The organism is Janibacter sp. GS2 (assembly GCF_051200835.1).
In the GTDB taxonomy this organism is placed as follows: domain Bacteria; phylum Actinomycetota; class Actinomycetes; order Actinomycetales; family Dermatophilaceae; genus Janibacter.
The window spans coordinates 2,348,178-2,361,873 of sequence record NZ_CP195161.1; the positions used below are offsets into that span (position 1 = coordinate 2,348,178).

Sequence of the window (13,696 nt, forward strand, 5' to 3'; positions counted from 1 at the left end):
CGTCAGCGCACCCGCAGCTCCCACGCGGCGACCGCCCCGGCCGCCGCGACGTTGAGCGAGTCGACGCCGCCCGACATGGGGATCGTCACGGTGAGATCCACCCGTCCGAGGGTCCGACGGGCCAGCCCGTCCCCTTCGGTCCCGAGGATGAGCGCGAGCCGCTCTGGAGGGTCGCTGGCGAGCTCGTCCAACCCCACCGCGTCGTCGGTCAGCGCGAGGGCGGCGACGGTGAAGCCCGCCGCACGCAGGTCATCGAGGCCCGCCGGCCACGGCTCGATGCGCGTCCACGGCACCTGGAAGACCGTCCCCATCGACACCCGGATCGCCCGCCGGTAGAGGGGATCCGCGCACCGGGGGGTCACGAGCACCGCATCGGTGCCGAGCGCGGCCGCGGAGCGGAAGATCGCACCCACGTTGGTGTGGTCGACGACGTCCTCGATGACGAGGACCCTGCGTGCGCCGGCGAGGACGTCCTCGAGCGGGGGCAGCGAGGGACGGTGCATCGAGGCCAGCGCCCCTCGGTGGAGGTGGTACCCGGTGATGCCCTCGATGACCTCGGCGGAGCCCGTGTAGACCGGCACCCCCTCGGCCTCGACGTCCGCGACGACGTCGGCCAGGTCGGTGAGCCAGCGCTCCGCCATGAGCAGTGCCCGAGGTCGGTGGCCGACGGCGAGGGCCCGGCGGATGACCTTCTCGCTCTCGGCGAGATAGAGGCCGCCCGCGGGTTCGAGGACCCGGCGCAGCTTGACGTCGGTCAGCCCGACGAAGTCGCGCAGACGCTCGTCGGCAGGGTCGGTGATGAGGATCGGCACGGGATGGAGGCTAGATCACCGTGCGGGCGATGACGCTGACGCTGGCGATGACGCAGAAGGCCAGGACCCCCCTTCGCACCGCCGCGGCCGGCATCCGGGAGCGCACCGGGCCGGCGACGATGTGTCCGAGGACGACGAAGGGCAGCCACAGGAGCCCGGCGCGCAGCTGCACCCAGGTCATCTCCCCGGCGATCGTCAGCCCGGCCAGACCCATCGCCGTGCCGGCGATGAAGAACACCGCGAGGGTCGCGCGCAGCCGGTCCGGGGGCTCGTGCTGGAGGACGAGGGCGAGGAAGGGCCCGCCGATGGACGCTGCGGTCCCCGACACGCCGCTGATGGCCCCTGCGGCCATGGCGCTGCCCCGGGTCACCTGGATGTCCACGGCCACGAGCGAGGCGGCGACGGTGACGAGGATGAGCACCCCGACGGCCAGCGCGATGGCGTCTGCGGAGGTCTTGGCCACGAGGACCACCCCCAGGGGTGTCGCCACGAGACGGGCCGCCAGGGCCCAGCCGAGCGGCCGCCACGAGACGGTGCGTGGGACGCTCGACAGCTGGACGAAGGGCAGCACGAAGGTGCACACGAGCAGGGATGCCGGCATGAGCTCCGGCTGCATGATGACGACGAAAGGGGCGGCGACCACCCCGGTCCCGAAACCGATCGAGGACTGGACGAAGGCACCGATGCCGACGGCGAGTCCCAGGGCGAGGAGTGTCGGGTCGATCCAGTCGATCACGGGAAGAACACGAACTTCACCAGGCCGGCGACGCCGACGACCACGATGACGGCACGCAGGGCATTGGGTGGCAGGCGCCGCCCGTACCGGGCGCCGAGCACACCTCCCACGACGGCACCGACGGCGACGAGGCCCGCGATGCCCCAGTCGACGAGCTCGGGCGCGGTGACGAGGAAGACGATCGACCCGACGGCGTTGACGACGAGACCGAGGACGTTCTTCAGCCCGTTGAGCGCCTGGAGTGGCTCGGTGGACAGGGCCGAGAGCAGACCGATGAGGATGACGCCCTGGGCGGCCCCGAAGTAGCCGCCATAGACACCCGCGACGAGGACACCGGCCATGAGGGCGATGAGGTGCCCCGTGGGGATCGATCCGCCCTCCTCGTGGTGGGCACGCGACCACGCCTGCAGCCGCGGACCGAAGATCACCAAAAGGATGCCGACGGCGATGAGCACGGGCACGATGGACTCGAAGGCCTCCGGGGGCAGCCAGAGCAGGAGCAGCGCCCCGATGATCGCGCCGAGGACGGACATCGGCATCAGCTGCAGGACGCGAGTGCCCATCCCCTTCAGCTCGGGCAGGTACCCGAGGCTGCCGCTGACCCCACCGGCGACCAGACCGATCGAGTTGGAGACATTGGCCGTGATGGCGGGGGTTCCCAAGGCCAGGAGCACGGGGAAGGTCACGAGGGTCCCCGAGCCGACGAGGGTGTTGATGGCCCCCGCCCACACCCCGGCAAGGATCACTGCACCCATCTCGAGCCACGACACCCGGCCAACACTAGACGGGCCGGGCCGGGTGTCCGGTCAGCGGGGTCGAGCCGCGGGGGTGGCTCAGCGCGGGGTGTCGGGCTGGACCCGCGAGGCGGGCGTGGCGTGCTCCGTGGCCTCTCGCGACGCCTGCCCGGCCTGACCACGGGCCTCCGCGAGGGCCTCGTCGGGGTCCTCGAGGGCGGTCTCGTCGAAGGCGTTCTTCTCCTCCGGACCGGGGTCGACCCAGTCCTCGGCGTCGAGACCGCCCTTCGGGCCGTCCCCGTCGCCACCGCCGAGCGCCCCACCGATGCCCCGCAGCGCGTCGGTCAGCTCACTCGGGATGATCCACATCTTGTTCGCGTCACCCTGGGCCAGCTGCGGAAGCACCTGGAGGTACTGGTAGGCGAGGAGCTTCTGCGTCGGCTTGCCTCGGTGGATCGCGTCGAAGACCTGCTTGATGGCCCGCGACTGGCCCTGGGCCTCGAGGACGCTCGCCTGGGCCGAGCCCTCGGCCCGCAGGATCGCGGACTGCTTCTCACCCTCGGCGGTGAGGATCTGGGACTGCTTGACCCCCTCGGCGTTGAGGATCGCCGCGCGACGGTCCCGCTCGGCCTTCATCTGCTTCTCCATCGACTCCTGGATCGACATCGGCGGGTCGATCGCCTTGAGCTCGACCCGGTTGACGCGGATGCCCCACCGGCCGGTCGCCTCGTCGAGGGCCCCGCGCAGCTGGCCGTTGATCTGGTCACGGCTGGTCAGGGTCTGCTCGAGGTCGAGGGAACCGATGACGTTACGCAGCGTCGTGACGGTCAGCTGTTCGATTCCCTGGATGAAGTTGGCGATCTCGTACACGGCCCGCTTGGAGTCGATGACCGTGTAGTAGATCACCGTGTCGATGTTCACCACGAGGTTGTCCGAGGTGATCACCGGCTGGGGCGGGAAGCTCACGACCTGCTCGCGCAGATCGATGCTCGCCCGGATCTTGTCGACGAAGGGGACGAGGATGTGGATGCCACCCTCGAGGGTGCGCGCGTAGCGCCCGAGGCGCTCGATGATCAGGGAGGTCTGCTGCGGGACGATCCGGACCGTCTTGAAGAGGATGACGAGCGCGAAGGCCAGCAGCGCGGCCAGGAAGATCAGGATGACGATGCTGTCCATGGCATGTCCCTTTCGGTTGGCGTGTCCGACGGATCGCGTCAGGTCACGGGCTGGTTCGTCACGACGGCGGTGGCGCCGTCGATCGTGAGGACCCGCACCTCCTCGCCGGGCTCGATCGACGCACTCCCCGGGGGCACGCGGGCGCTCCAGGTCTCCCCCGCCAGTCGCACCCGACCGTCGGTGGTGGTGACGGTCTCGAGGGTGCGGGCCGTCCGCCCTTCGAGGCCCGCTGATCCGATGTCACGCGATGCCTCGGTGTCGGTGAACTGGCGCTTGATGATGGGGCGCACGGCGCCGATGAGCAGGATCGCCACGACGACCGCGATGATCACCTGGGCGGTCGGCTGTGCGCCGAGGGCGGCGGCGAGACCCGCGGCGAGCGCTCCCCCGCCGAGCATGATGAAGACGAAGTCGACCGTCGCGGCCTCGACCGCGACGAGGACGAAAGCCAGACCCACCCAGACCAGCCACAGGTTGTCCCAGAGCCACTCCATGACCGTCACTCCTTCGTCGTCGTCCCCCCTCGACAGGGGGCTTCCTCCTGCGTCAGGCGCGTGCTCGGGCCGCCCAGCGCTGGCCGTGCTGCTCGAGCACCAGGTCGACACCGAAGGTCGCCGAGAGGTTGGCCTCGGTGAGGGTCAGCTCGATCGGTCCCTGGGCGACGATTTCGCCGTCGCGCATCAGGAGGACGTCCGTGAAGTGCGGCGGGATCTCCTCGACGTGGTGGGTGACCATGACGACGGCCGGTGCCTCGAGGTCGGCGGCGATCTCCCCCAGTCGACCGACCAGGTCCTCACGCCCGCCGAGGTCGAGCCCCGCAGTGGGCTCGTCGAGGAGCATCAGCTCGGGGTCGGTCATGAGCGCACGCGCGATCTGGACCCGCTTGCGCTCCCCCTCCGAGAGGGTGCCGAAGGTCCGTCCGACGAGGTGCTCGACACCGAGCAGCCCCAGCAGCTCGTGCGCGCGGCCGTGGTCGAGCTCGTCGTAGCTCTCCTTCCACCGACCCACGACGCCCCAGGAGGCGGTGACCACGACGTCCTCGACCCGCTCCCGCCGGGGGATGGTGTCGGCGAGGGCTGCCGAGGCGAGGCCGATCCGCGGTCGCAGCTCGAAGACGTCGACCGCACCGAGCACCTCGCCGAGGATGCCGACGACACCCCTGGTCGGGTGCATCCGTGCGGCGGCGAGCTGCAGCAACGTGGTCTTGCCGGCGCCGTTGGGGCCGAGGACGACCCAGCGCTGTCCCTCCTCGACCTCCCAGTCGATGTCGCTGAGGAGCGTCGAGCCGCCACGGACCACGGTGGCACCAGCGAGGGCGAGGACATCACTCATGCCCTGACCCTAACCGCCGACCTCTATCCTCGGTGAGATGGCTGAACTCCCCGCCTCCGTCCGTGTCGCCCTGTGGGTCACCCACGCGTGGTCCGGCGGCACGACCCTGACGCATGCCCTCCAGCAGGCCCTCCCCGACGTCGACCACACCGAAGGTCTCCTCGAGCAGGTGCGCCTCTGGCACGACCTCGGCGAGTCGGCGCTGCTCGTCGCGCTCCCCGGCCCCGGCGACCTCGCCGGGCTCCCCCGCTGCGGGCCCGTCGCCACCGATGCGGCGCTCGAGGCGGGCGAGGCACTCTTCGTCCCCGCGCTCGGCGGTGTGCTCGTGCCCGAGCACTCGACCTTCGGCTCGGCCGGCGCCGAGGGGCACCGGATCGACTGGATGGCGCACGACGCCGACCCGGTGGCACCCCATCGTCTCGAGGCGCTCGACCACTCCGACGTCGAGCGGCAGCTGCGTCGTCGCATGCTCGTCGCGATCAACGAGCTGGACGAGATCGGCGGTCGTCCGTGGGCGGATGAGCTCGCCCGCGACCTCGTCGATGAGCGTCTGGGCACGGACTGGGCGCTGCCGCCCACGCTTCCGGACAAGGCCCGCAAGGTCATCGGCCTCGCGGCCACGCTCTCGCTCGCCGCTTCCCTGGGCCAGGAGAGCTCCCGTGCGCTCTCTTCGGCCCTCTCCGCGACCCACGAGCACCACCGCTCGACCGCCCTGCGGTCCCTGCACCGCGACGCGGAGCGGGCGCTCGCCGACGCGGCCAATGCTGCGTGCGCGGCCTTCGCCGGGTGGGTGCCGACGCGGTGAGCGCACCGGTTCAGGAGCGGTCGAGCACCGAGTCGTAGACCGCCATGGTGCGGTCGCCGATGCTCGCCCAGGAGAACTGCGCGATCGCCCGGTCACGACCGGCCGTACCGCGCTCGGCCGCCCGCCGCGGCTGCGTCACCGCTTCGGTCAGGGCCACCGCCAGGTCCGCCTCGAAGCGCTCGGGGTCGACCGGGGTCCCGGTGCCGTCCTGGACCTGCTCGATGGGCACGAGCCACCCGGTGTCGCCGTCGACGACCACCTCGGGGATCCCGCCGGTCGCGGTGGCCACCACCGGCAGCCCGCACGCCATCGCCTCGAGGTTGACGATGCCCAGGGGCTCGTAGACCGAGGGGCACGCGAAGACGGTCGCCGCGGTGAGCAGGGCGATCACCTCGCGTCGCGGGAGCATCTCCGGGATCCAGACGACCCCGTCGCGCTGCTCGCGCAGCCGGGCGATCAGCTCCTCGACCTCCGCCAGGAGCTCCGGGGTGTCCGGTGCCCCGGCACACAGCACGAGCTGTACCTCCGGGGGCAGCTCGGCAGCGGCGCGCAGCAGGTGGGGCAGACCCTTCTGCCGGGTGATCCGCCCGACGAAGACCACCGACGGCCGCTGCGGGTCGACCCCGTGGCGACGGACGACGTCCTCGTCCGCGTGCGGCTGCCACAGGTGTGCGTCGATCCCGTTGTGCACCACGTGCACGCGGCCGGGGTCGATGTCGGGGTAGCTGCGCAGGATGTCCGAGCGCATTCCGTGACTCACCGCGATGACGGCAGCGGCCGACTCGTAGGCCGTCCGCTCGACCCACGAGGAGAGCCGGTATCCGCCGCGGAGCTGCTCGGCCTTCCACGGGCGCAGTGGCTCGAGGCTGTGCGCGGAGACGATGTGCGGCATCCCGTGGAGGAGCGAGGCCGTGTGCCCGGCGAAGTTCGCGTACCAGGTGTGGCTGTGGACCAGGTCCGCGCCGCCGCAGTCCGCCGCCATCGCCAGGTCGACGCCCATCGTCGTCAGGGCGGCATTCGCCCCGACCAGGCCGGCGGGGTCCGCGTAGGCCGTGGTCCCCCCTTCGTCCCGCGGCTCCCCGAAGCACCGCACCTGCACGTCCGTGCCACCCTGCGCGCGCAGCGCCCGGGTCAGCTCGGCGACGTGCACTCCGGCACCGCCGTAGACGGCGGGCGGGTACTCCTTGGTCAGGATGTCGACGCGCACCTGCACAGCGTAGGTCGCAGCGGCTACATTCGTCAGCAGAGAGCGAAGGGAGTACCCGATGGCCGGACGTGGGCAACCCAGGGTCTTGACGGTCGTGCTCGCCGGCGGCGAGGGCAAACGCCTCATGCCCCTCACCGCGGACCGGGCCAAGCCCGCGGTGCCCTTCGGTGGCATCTACCGACTCGTCGACTTCGCCCTGAGCAATGTCGTGAACTCCGGCTACGCGAAGATCATCGTCCTCACCCAGTACAAGTCGCACAGTCTCGACCGCCACGTGAGCCAGGCGTGGCGCATGGCCTCACCGCTGGGCCACTACGTCGCCCCCGTCCCGGCGCAGCAACGGCGCGGCAAGAGCTGGTACACGGGCAGTGCGGACGCGATCTACCAGTCCTTCAACGCGATCACCGATGAGCGGCCGGAGGTGGTCGTCGTCGTCGGCGCCGACCACGTCTACCGGATGGACTTCTCCGACATGGTCGCCCAGCACCTCGACACGGGCGCCGAGTGCACCGTGGCCGCGATCCGGCAGCCGATCGACACGGCGGACCAGTTCGGTGTCATGGAGGTCGCCGAGGACGGTCGTCGCATCCGCGCCTTCCGGGAGAAGCCGACCGACCCCCGGGGACTGCCGGACGCACCCCAGGAGATCTACGCCTCGATGGGCAACTACGTCTTCAGCACCGAGGCCCTCATGGAGGCCGTGCGCAGCGACGCGAGAGACGACAGCGCCCACGACATGGGCGGGGACATCGTCCCGGCCTTCGTCGCGCGGGGGACGGCGCACGCCTACGACTTCGCGGACACCACCGTCCCGGGCGCCAGCGATCGCGACCGCGGGTACTGGCGCGACGTCGGGACGATCGACAGCTACTTCGACGCCCACCTCGATCTGACCTCCGTCGTGCCGGTGTTCAACCTCTACAACTACGACTGGCCGATCAACACCAACCACGGCCCGTACCCGCCGGCGAAGTTCGTCCACGCCGACGGTGAGCGGGCGGGTGGCGCGACCAACTCCATCGTCTCCCCCGGCGTGGTCGTCTCGGGAGGGCACGTGGACAACTCGGTGCTCTCCCCCGGCGTCTTCGTGCACAGCTACAGCACCGTGCGCGACTGCGTGCTGCTCGACGGGGTGGACGTGGGCCGGCACTGCGAGCTCGAGCGCGTCATCGTCGACAAGGGAGTGCGCATCCCCGCCGGCATGCGACTCGGCGTGGACCGCGAGGAGGACCTCTCCCGGGGTCTGCAGGTGAGCGAGTCCGGCATCACGGTGGTCGGCAAGGGGCACGTCTTCGACGCGTCCTAGACTGCCGCCATGTCACGCAGCCACGGAAACATCGAGTACAGCGGGGACGTTCGGCCTCGACCCGCGTTCGAGCGCCTCCCGCGTCGCGCGTGACCGCCCTTCCGCCCGGCGTCGGGCCGATCGCCCTCGTCCTCGACGTCGACAGCACCCTCATCCAGGACGAGGTCATCGAGCTCCTCGCCGAGCACGCCGGAACGCGGGCCGAGGTCGCCCGGGTCACCGAGGCGGCCATGCGCGGTGAGCTCGACTTCGCCGGCAGCCTGCACGCCCGCGTGGCCACCCTCGAGGGCCTGTCCATCGACGTGCTCGAGGCCGTGCGTTCTGCGGTACGCCTCACGCCCGGCGCTCGCACGCTCGTGACGACCCTCATCGAGGCCGGCCACGTGGTCGGCCTCGTCAGCGGTGGCTTCACCGAGGTCGTCGCACCGCTCGCCGAGGAACTGGGCATCGAGACGATCCGGGCCAACACCCTGGAGGTCGTCGACGGCCACCTCACCGGCGCGGTCCTCGGTGAGGTCGTGGACCGGGCGACGAAGGCGGACTTCCTCACCCGGCTCGCGGCCGGCTCGGGCGTCGAGACCGATCGCACGGTGGCGGTCGGTGACGGCGCCAACGACCTCGACATGATGGCCACCGCCCAGCTGGGCATCGCCTTCTGCGCGAAGCCGACCGTGCGGGAGCAGGCCGACGCCGCCATCGACGAGCCGGACCTGCGTCGGGTCCTCGACCTCCTCGGGATCGAGCCCCTGCCCCAGGCCGACGACGAGGGCTCCCACCCCCTCGCCTGAGCCGTGGGGCTAGAGCCCCATCGCGTGCACGCCGCCGTCGACGTGGATGATCTCTCCCGTCGTCGCCGGGAACCAGTCGGACAGGAGCATCGCGCAGGCCTTGGCGGTCGGCACCGGGTCGCCGACGTCCCAGCCGAGCGGTGCGCGGCCGTCCCAGGACTCCTCGAACTGGGAGAACCCGGGGATCGAGCCCGCCGCGGTCGTGCGGATCGGTCCGGCGGCGACGAGGTTGCAGCGGACCCCCTTCGGCCCGAGATCACGCGCCAGGTAGCGGCTCGTCGACTCGAAGGCCGCCTTGGCCACGCCCATCCAGTCGTAGACCGGCCAGGCGAAGCTCGCGTCGAAGGTCAGTCCGACGACGGACCCGCCCTCCGACATCCGGGGCAACGCCGCCACCCCGATGGCCTTGAGGGAGAAGGCGGAGACGTGGACCGCGGTCGAGACGTCCTCCCACGTCGCGTCGAGGAAGCTGAAGGCGCCCTCCGGGGCGAAGCCGATCGAGTGGAGCACACCGTCGAGACGCTCGGTGTGCTCGCCGATCCGCTCGGACAGCGCCGCCAGGTCCTCCTCGTTCGTCACGTCGAGCTCGACGATCGGCGGCTCCTGCGGCAGTCGCTTGGCGATCGTCTTCGTGATCTTCGCGGTGCGGCCGAAGCTGGTGAGGATGACCTGCGCGCCCTGCTCCTGCGCGATGCGCGCCACGTGGAAGGCGATCGACGACTCCTTGAGGACGCCAGTGATGAGGAAGGTCTTACCGGTGAGCATGAGCTGCCTTTCGACGGGGGTGGAGGAAGTGCGGTCCATTCAGTGCCCCATCCCGAGGCCACCGTCGACGGGGACGACCGCCCCGGAGATGTATCCGGCATCGTCCGAGGCGAGGAAGGAGACCGCCGCGGCGACCTCGCCGGCCTGGCCGTAACGGCGGGCGGGGATGGCGGCCTGGTACTCGGCGCGGGTCTTCTCCGGCAGCTCCGCCGTCATGTCGGTCTCGATGAACCCGGGAGCGACGACATTCGCGGTGATCCCCCGCGCCCCGAGCTCGCGCGTCATCGAGCGCGCGATGCCGACGAGGCCGGACTTCGACGCCGCGTAGTTGGACTGGCCGGGCGAGCCGTAGAGCCCGACGACGCTCGAGAGGAGGATGACCCGCCCGAAGCGCGCCTTGACCATGGCGGTCGCGGCCCGGCGCACGCAGCGGAAGCTGCCGTGCAGGTTGGTGTCGACGACCGCGGAGAAGTCCTCGTCGGACATCCGCATCAGCAGGGTGTCCCTGGTGATGCCCGCGTTCGCGACGAGGACCTCGATGTCGCCCCCGAGCCGGTCCTTGGCCTCGGTGAAGGCGGCGTCGACCGAGTCGCTGTCGGTGATCTCGCACGCGATGACGTCGAGGCCCTCCACGGGGTCCCCGGAGCGGGAGGTCACGGCCACCTGGTGGCCATCGGCCAGCATCCGGCGGGCGATGGCCTCTCCGATCCCACGGTTGCCTCCGGTCACGAGCACTCGGCGCGGTGTCATCCTTCTCCTTGGTCATCGCTGCGGGTGTGCGTCAGATCACGCTCGTACCGACGCTAGAGCACTACCCCCCGGTAGCCCGAACCGGGCCCGCCCCTCGGGACCCGCTCCCAGACTCCCGGCGTACCCTGAGGTGGTGCACCAGTCCCCCGTCCCCTCGGTGACAACCGCCCCGATCACGCTCCAGCAGGAGCAGGCCGGTCGGGTGCGCCAGTACCTGTGGACGATGGCCCTGCGGACGGCCTGCTTCATCGGCGCCTTCTTCTTCGACGGATGGCTGCGGTGGACCTGCGTCGCCCTGGCGATCGTGCTGCCCTACATCGCCGTCGTCCTCGTCAACTCGGTCGCCCCGCGCGGCGTCTCCGAGGCGGACACCCCTGCCGGGCAACGACGCCTGCGACGCGAGCTGGAGTCCCGGTGACGAGCGATCTCGTGTGCAGCCGCAAGGCCTGTCGTGAGTCGGCCACCCGCGCCGTCCTCTGGCGCAACCCGCGCATCCACGACGAGTCCCGGCAGAAGGTCTGGCTGGCCTGTGACGAGCACGAGTCCGTGCTGCGCGACCACCTGGCGGTGCGCGGCTTCCCCGTGCACACGTGCGGGGTCGACGAGATCCCGGCCGACGCTGGCTGATGCTGCGTCTCCTCTTGACCCCGAGGTGGCTCGGGTGGCTCGCCCTCGCCGTCCTCGTGGCCCTCGCCTGCGTCTGGCTCGGCCAGTGGCAGTGGAGCAAGTACGAGGTGCGGGCCGCGCGCGCCGACCGGGTCGAGGCGCACTACGAGGCCGACCCGGCACCGGCGACCGAGGTGCTCGAGGACGACCCGGTCGCGCTCGAGGACGAGTGGACCCGGGTGAGCACCACCGGCCGGTACGCCGGCGAGGACCAGGTGCTCGTGCGCAACCGCCCCCTGGACGGGACCTACGGCTACGAGGTGCTCGTCCCCCTCCGCCTCGCGGACGGCTCGCACCTGCTCGTCGACCGCGGCTGGGTCCCCAACAGCCCGAAGGGTGCGGACGTCGCCCCGGTGGTGCCGCCTGCCCCCGAGGACGAGGTCACGGTCACCGGGTGGGTCCGCCTGGGAGAGTCCAGCCTCGGTCGCGACCTGCCCGCAGGACAGGTCGCGAGCATCAACCTGCCGGAGGTCGAGGACGAGATCGGCAGCTCGTTGCTCGGGGGCTACGTCTCGCTCCAGTCGGAGACGCCCGAAGCGCCCCGACCGGAGCCCCTCGAGGTCCCGGACACCAGCACCGGGTCGCACCTGCCGTACGCGATCCAGTGGTGGCTCGTCGTGCCGGCCGTCTTCGTCTTCTGGTTCGTCGCCCTGCGTCGCGAGGCGCGCACGGGCGAGCTCGGTGCTCCTCCGGAGAAGAAGGTGCGGATCTGGGACGAGGAGGACGGGTGAGGCGTCAGCCCCCGACGACCTCCACGTTGCCGTCGTACTGCGTCGCGTAGAGATTCGTGTACAGGCCGTGGGCGGCGAGCAGCTCCTCGTGCGTGCCCCGCTCGACGACCCGGCCGTCGTCGACGACGAGGATCTGGTCGGCTGCCCGGATCGTCGACAGCCGGTGGGCGATGACGATCGCGGTGCGGCCCTCGAGGGCGGTGTCGAGCGCCCGCTGGACCGCGACCTCGGACTCGCTGTCCAGGTGCGCCGTCGCCTCGTCGAGGATGATGACACCCGGGGACTTCAGCAGCAGTCGCGCGATCGCGAAGCGCTGCTTCTCGCCGCCGGAGAGACGGTGGCCGCGGTCGCCGACGATCGTGTCCAGGCCGGCCGGCAGCGAGGCGACGAGCGGCAGGATCCTCGCCGCGTCGAGCGCCGCGAGCATCTCCGCCTCCGTCGCCTCCGGCCGGGCATACGCGAGGTTGCCGCGGAGCGTGTCGTGGAAGAGGTGCGCCTCCTGGGTGACCATGCCCACGGTTCCCCCGACCGACTCCAGCGTCGCCTCGCGCAGGTCACGCCCACCGATGCGCACCGCACCGGTCGTCGGGTCGTAGAAGCGGGTGATGAGCGAGGTGATCGTGCTCTTGCCCGCGCCACTCGGTCCGACGAGGGCGATGAGCTGACCGGGCTCGGCCCGCAGGCTCACCCCCTGGAGCACCGGGCCCCCCTGCTCACGATCGCCGGTGGTGCGCCCCTCGAGCGAGAGCAGGGAGATCTCATCCGCCCCGGGGTAGGTGAAGTGCACGTCGTCGAGCTCGACCGACAGCGCCTCCCCGCTCGGGAGCGGCTGCGCGTCGGGAGTCTCCTGGATGCTCGAGGGCATGTCGAGCAGCTCGAAGAGCCGCGCGAAGGAGACCAGGGCGGTGAGGATGTCGACGTGGACGTTGGAGATCGCCGTCAGCGGACCGTAGAGGCGGGCGAGCAGCGCGGCGAGGCCGAGCAGGGTGCCGACGGTCATGGCGCCCTGGACGGCCATGACACCGCCGACGCCGTAGACCATCGCCGTGGCCAGCGACGCCATCGCGGTGAGCATGACGAAGAAGAAGGCCCGGTTGACGGCGATCCGCACGCCGATGTCGCGCACCCGGGCCGCCCGCTCGTCGTACTGCGTCACCTCGCGGGCCGGCTGGCCGAAGATCTTCACGAGCAGGGCGCCCGCGACGTTGAACCGCTCGGTCATCTGGTTGCCGAGGTCGGCGTTGAGGTTCATCTGCTCGCCGGAGAGCGATGCCAGGCGCCGGCCCATGAGCTTGGCCGGGATGATGAAGAAGGGGACGAGCACCAGGGCTGCCAGGGTCAGCTGCCACGAGAGCGTGAACATCGCCGCGAGGATGAGCACGAGCGAGATGACATTGCTGACCACGGAGGAGAGCACGGTCGTGAAGGCCTGCTGGGCACCGATGACGTCGTTGTTCAGCCGGCTCACGAGTGCTCCGGTCTGGGCGCGGGTGAAGAAGGCGATCGGCTGCTGCAGCACGTGGGCGAAGACCTCCGTGCGCAGGTGGTGGATCAGCCCCTCCCCGATCTGCGCCGACAGCCAGCGCTGCACCAAGGTCGTCACGCCCTCGATGATCGCGATCGCCGCCACGAGCAGCGACAGGGTGATGACCACGCCCCGGTCCTGCGGCGTCACCCCGTCATCGATGAGACGTTGCAGCAGCAGTGGCACGGCGACGACGGTCATCGAGCCGATGGACACGAGGACGAGGAAGGCCACGATCGTCCGCTTGAAGGGGGCGGCATAGCCGAGGACCCGGCGGGCGGTCCCCGGCGGGAGCGGCTTCGACGTGGCGGCATCGTCACGACTCATGCTTCGCATGAGCCCCCAGGCATTGTTCATCGACAT

The 13,696-nt window shown here is 71.0% G+C and carries 16 protein-coding genes; 6 read left to right on the forward strand and 10 right to left on the reverse strand.

Features of this window, described 5'->3' with window-relative positions; translation table 11 throughout:
* Positions 1-2 precede the first annotated feature (2 nt).
* The 6 genes from ACR9E9_RS11330 to ACR9E9_RS11355 all read right to left on the reverse strand — a co-directional run bounded on the left by ACR9E9_RS11330 (position 3) and on the right by ACR9E9_RS11355 (position 4,790).
* Positions 3-812: a TrmH family RNA methyltransferase gene (locus ACR9E9_RS11330; protein WP_435198591.1), complete on the reverse strand. Its 810-nt coding sequence runs from the start codon at positions 810-812 to the stop codon at positions 3-5.
* A 10-nt stretch (positions 813-822) separates the two neighbouring features.
* Positions 823-1,548, reverse strand: coding sequence for a TSUP family transporter (locus ACR9E9_RS11335; RefSeq protein ID WP_435198592.1), 726 nt, complete (start codon positions 1,546-1,548; stop codon positions 823-825).
* Positions 1,545-2,318, reverse strand: a complete 774-nt coding sequence (locus tag ACR9E9_RS11340) for a sulfite exporter TauE/SafE family protein (protein ID WP_435198593.1) — start codon at positions 2,316-2,318, stop codon at positions 1,545-1,547. The genes ACR9E9_RS11335 and ACR9E9_RS11340 overlap by 4 nt, the downstream gene beginning before the upstream one ends.
* 63 nt (positions 2,319-2,381) lie before the next feature.
* Positions 2,382-3,458, reverse strand: coding sequence for an SPFH domain-containing protein (locus ACR9E9_RS11345; RefSeq protein ID WP_435198594.1), 1,077 nt, complete (start codon positions 3,456-3,458; stop codon positions 2,382-2,384).
* Positions 3,459-3,496: 38 nt separating this feature from the next.
* Entirely contained in the window at positions 3,497-3,952 is a 456-nt protein-coding gene (locus tag ACR9E9_RS11350; protein ID WP_435198595.1) for an NfeD family protein, read from the reverse strand.
* 52 nt (positions 3,953-4,004) lie between these two features.
* On the reverse strand, positions 4,005-4,790 hold the full coding sequence (locus ACR9E9_RS11355) for an ABC transporter ATP-binding protein (RefSeq protein WP_435198596.1): 786 nt from the start codon (positions 4,788-4,790) through the stop codon (positions 4,005-4,007).
* Between the two features lie 37 nt (positions 4,791-4,827).
* Between ACR9E9_RS11355 and ACR9E9_RS11360 the strand changes: the two genes are divergently transcribed.
* Positions 4,828-5,595 carry a hypothetical protein gene (locus ACR9E9_RS11360; protein WP_435198597.1) on the forward strand — a complete coding sequence of 256 codons (768 nt, stop codon included), beginning with the start codon at positions 4,828-4,830 and terminating at the stop codon, positions 5,593-5,595.
* A gap of 10 nt (positions 5,596-5,605) precedes the next feature.
* Here ACR9E9_RS11360 and glgA read toward each other — a convergent pair whose 3' ends face one another.
* Positions 5,606-6,802: a glycogen synthase gene (gene glgA, locus ACR9E9_RS11365; protein ID WP_435198598.1), complete on the reverse strand. Its 1,197-nt coding sequence runs from the start codon at positions 6,800-6,802 to the stop codon at positions 5,606-5,608.
* 58 nt (positions 6,803-6,860) lie between these two features.
* On the opposite strand from glgA, the gene glgC reads away from it, so the two are divergent.
* Together glgC and serB are read left to right on the forward strand one after the other, a co-directional pair.
* Positions 6,861-8,108, forward strand: a complete 1,248-nt coding sequence (glgC, locus tag ACR9E9_RS11370; RefSeq protein WP_435198599.1) for a glucose-1-phosphate adenylyltransferase — start codon at positions 6,861-6,863, stop codon at positions 8,106-8,108.
* Positions 8,109-8,197: 89 nt separating this feature from the next.
* Positions 8,198-8,896, forward strand: coding sequence for a phosphoserine phosphatase SerB (gene serB / locus ACR9E9_RS11375; RefSeq protein ID WP_435198600.1), 699 nt, complete (start codon positions 8,198-8,200; stop codon positions 8,894-8,896).
* 9 nt (positions 8,897-8,905) lie between these two features.
* Here the strand turns inward: serB and fabI are convergent, their stop codons facing one another.
* Positions 8,906-9,700 (reverse strand): enoyl-ACP reductase FabI, encoded by a 795-nt coding sequence (gene fabI / locus ACR9E9_RS11380; protein ID WP_435198601.1) that lies wholly within the window; start codon positions 9,698-9,700, stop codon positions 8,906-8,908.
* Positions 9,701-10,411 (reverse strand): 3-oxoacyl-ACP reductase FabG, encoded by a 711-nt coding sequence (fabG, locus tag ACR9E9_RS11385; protein ID WP_435198602.1) that lies wholly within the window; start codon positions 10,409-10,411, stop codon positions 9,701-9,703.
* Between the two features lie 133 nt (positions 10,412-10,544).
* Here fabG and ACR9E9_RS11390 point away from each other — a divergent pair, with 133 nt between their 5' ends.
* From ACR9E9_RS11390 to ACR9E9_RS11400, 3 genes are read left to right on the forward strand one after another with little or no spacing between them, the layout of a single operon-like run.
* On the forward strand, positions 10,545-10,829 hold the full coding sequence (locus tag ACR9E9_RS11390) for a DUF3099 domain-containing protein (RefSeq protein WP_435198603.1): 285 nt from the start codon (positions 10,545-10,547) through the stop codon (positions 10,827-10,829).
* A complete protein-coding gene (locus ACR9E9_RS11395) occupies positions 10,826-11,038 on the forward strand; it encodes a hypothetical protein (protein ID WP_435198604.1) in 213 nt (70 codons plus the stop codon). The genes ACR9E9_RS11390 and ACR9E9_RS11395 overlap by 4 nt, the downstream gene beginning before the upstream one ends.
* Entirely contained in the window at positions 11,038-11,808 is a 771-nt protein-coding gene (locus ACR9E9_RS11400; protein WP_435198605.1) for an SURF1 family cytochrome oxidase biogenesis protein, read from the forward strand. The genes ACR9E9_RS11395 and ACR9E9_RS11400 overlap by 1 nt, the downstream gene beginning before the upstream one ends.
* Positions 11,809-11,812: 4 nt before the next feature.
* Here the strand turns inward: ACR9E9_RS11400 and ACR9E9_RS11405 are convergent, their stop codons facing one another.
* Complete coding sequence (locus tag ACR9E9_RS11405; protein ID WP_435198606.1) at positions 11,813-13,660, reverse strand: ABC transporter ATP-binding protein; 1,848 nt, start codon at positions 13,658-13,660, stop codon at positions 11,813-11,815.
* Positions 13,661-13,696 lie beyond the last annotated feature (36 nt).

Bases quoted from the DNA above. Each gene is read 5' to 3' on its own strand.
- ACR9E9_RS11345 (WP_435198594.1), bottom strand. From the start codon at position 3,458: ATGGACAGCATCGTCATCCTGATCTTCCTGGCCGCGCTGCTGGCCTTC.
- ACR9E9_RS11350 (WP_435198595.1), bottom strand. From the start codon at position 3,952: ATGGAGTGGCTCTGGGACAACCTGTGGCTGGTCTGGGTGGGTCTGGCT.
- ACR9E9_RS11355 (WP_435198596.1), bottom strand. From the start codon at position 4,790: ATGAGTGATGTCCTCGCCCTCGCTGGTGCCACCGTGGTCCGTGGCGGC.
- ACR9E9_RS11360 (WP_435198597.1), top strand. From the start codon at position 4,828: ATGGCTGAACTCCCCGCCTCCGTCCGTGTCGCCCTGTGGGTCACCCAC.
- glgC (WP_435198599.1), top strand. From the start codon at position 6,861: ATGGCCGGACGTGGGCAACCCAGGGTCTTGACGGTCGTGCTCGCCGGC.
- fabI (WP_435198601.1), bottom strand. From the start codon at position 9,700: ATGGACCGCACTTCCTCCACCCCCGTCGAAAGGCAGCTCATGCTCACC.
- fabG (WP_435198602.1), bottom strand. From the start codon at position 10,411: ATGACACCGCGCCGAGTGCTCGTGACCGGAGGCAACCGTGGGATCGGA.
- ACR9E9_RS11400 (WP_435198605.1), top strand. From the start codon at position 11,038: ATGCTGCGTCTCCTCTTGACCCCGAGGTGGCTCGGGTGGCTCGCCCTC.
- ACR9E9_RS11405 (WP_435198606.1), bottom strand. From the start codon at position 13,660: ATGAGTCGTGACGATGCCGCCACGTCGAAGCCGCTCCCGCCGGGGACC.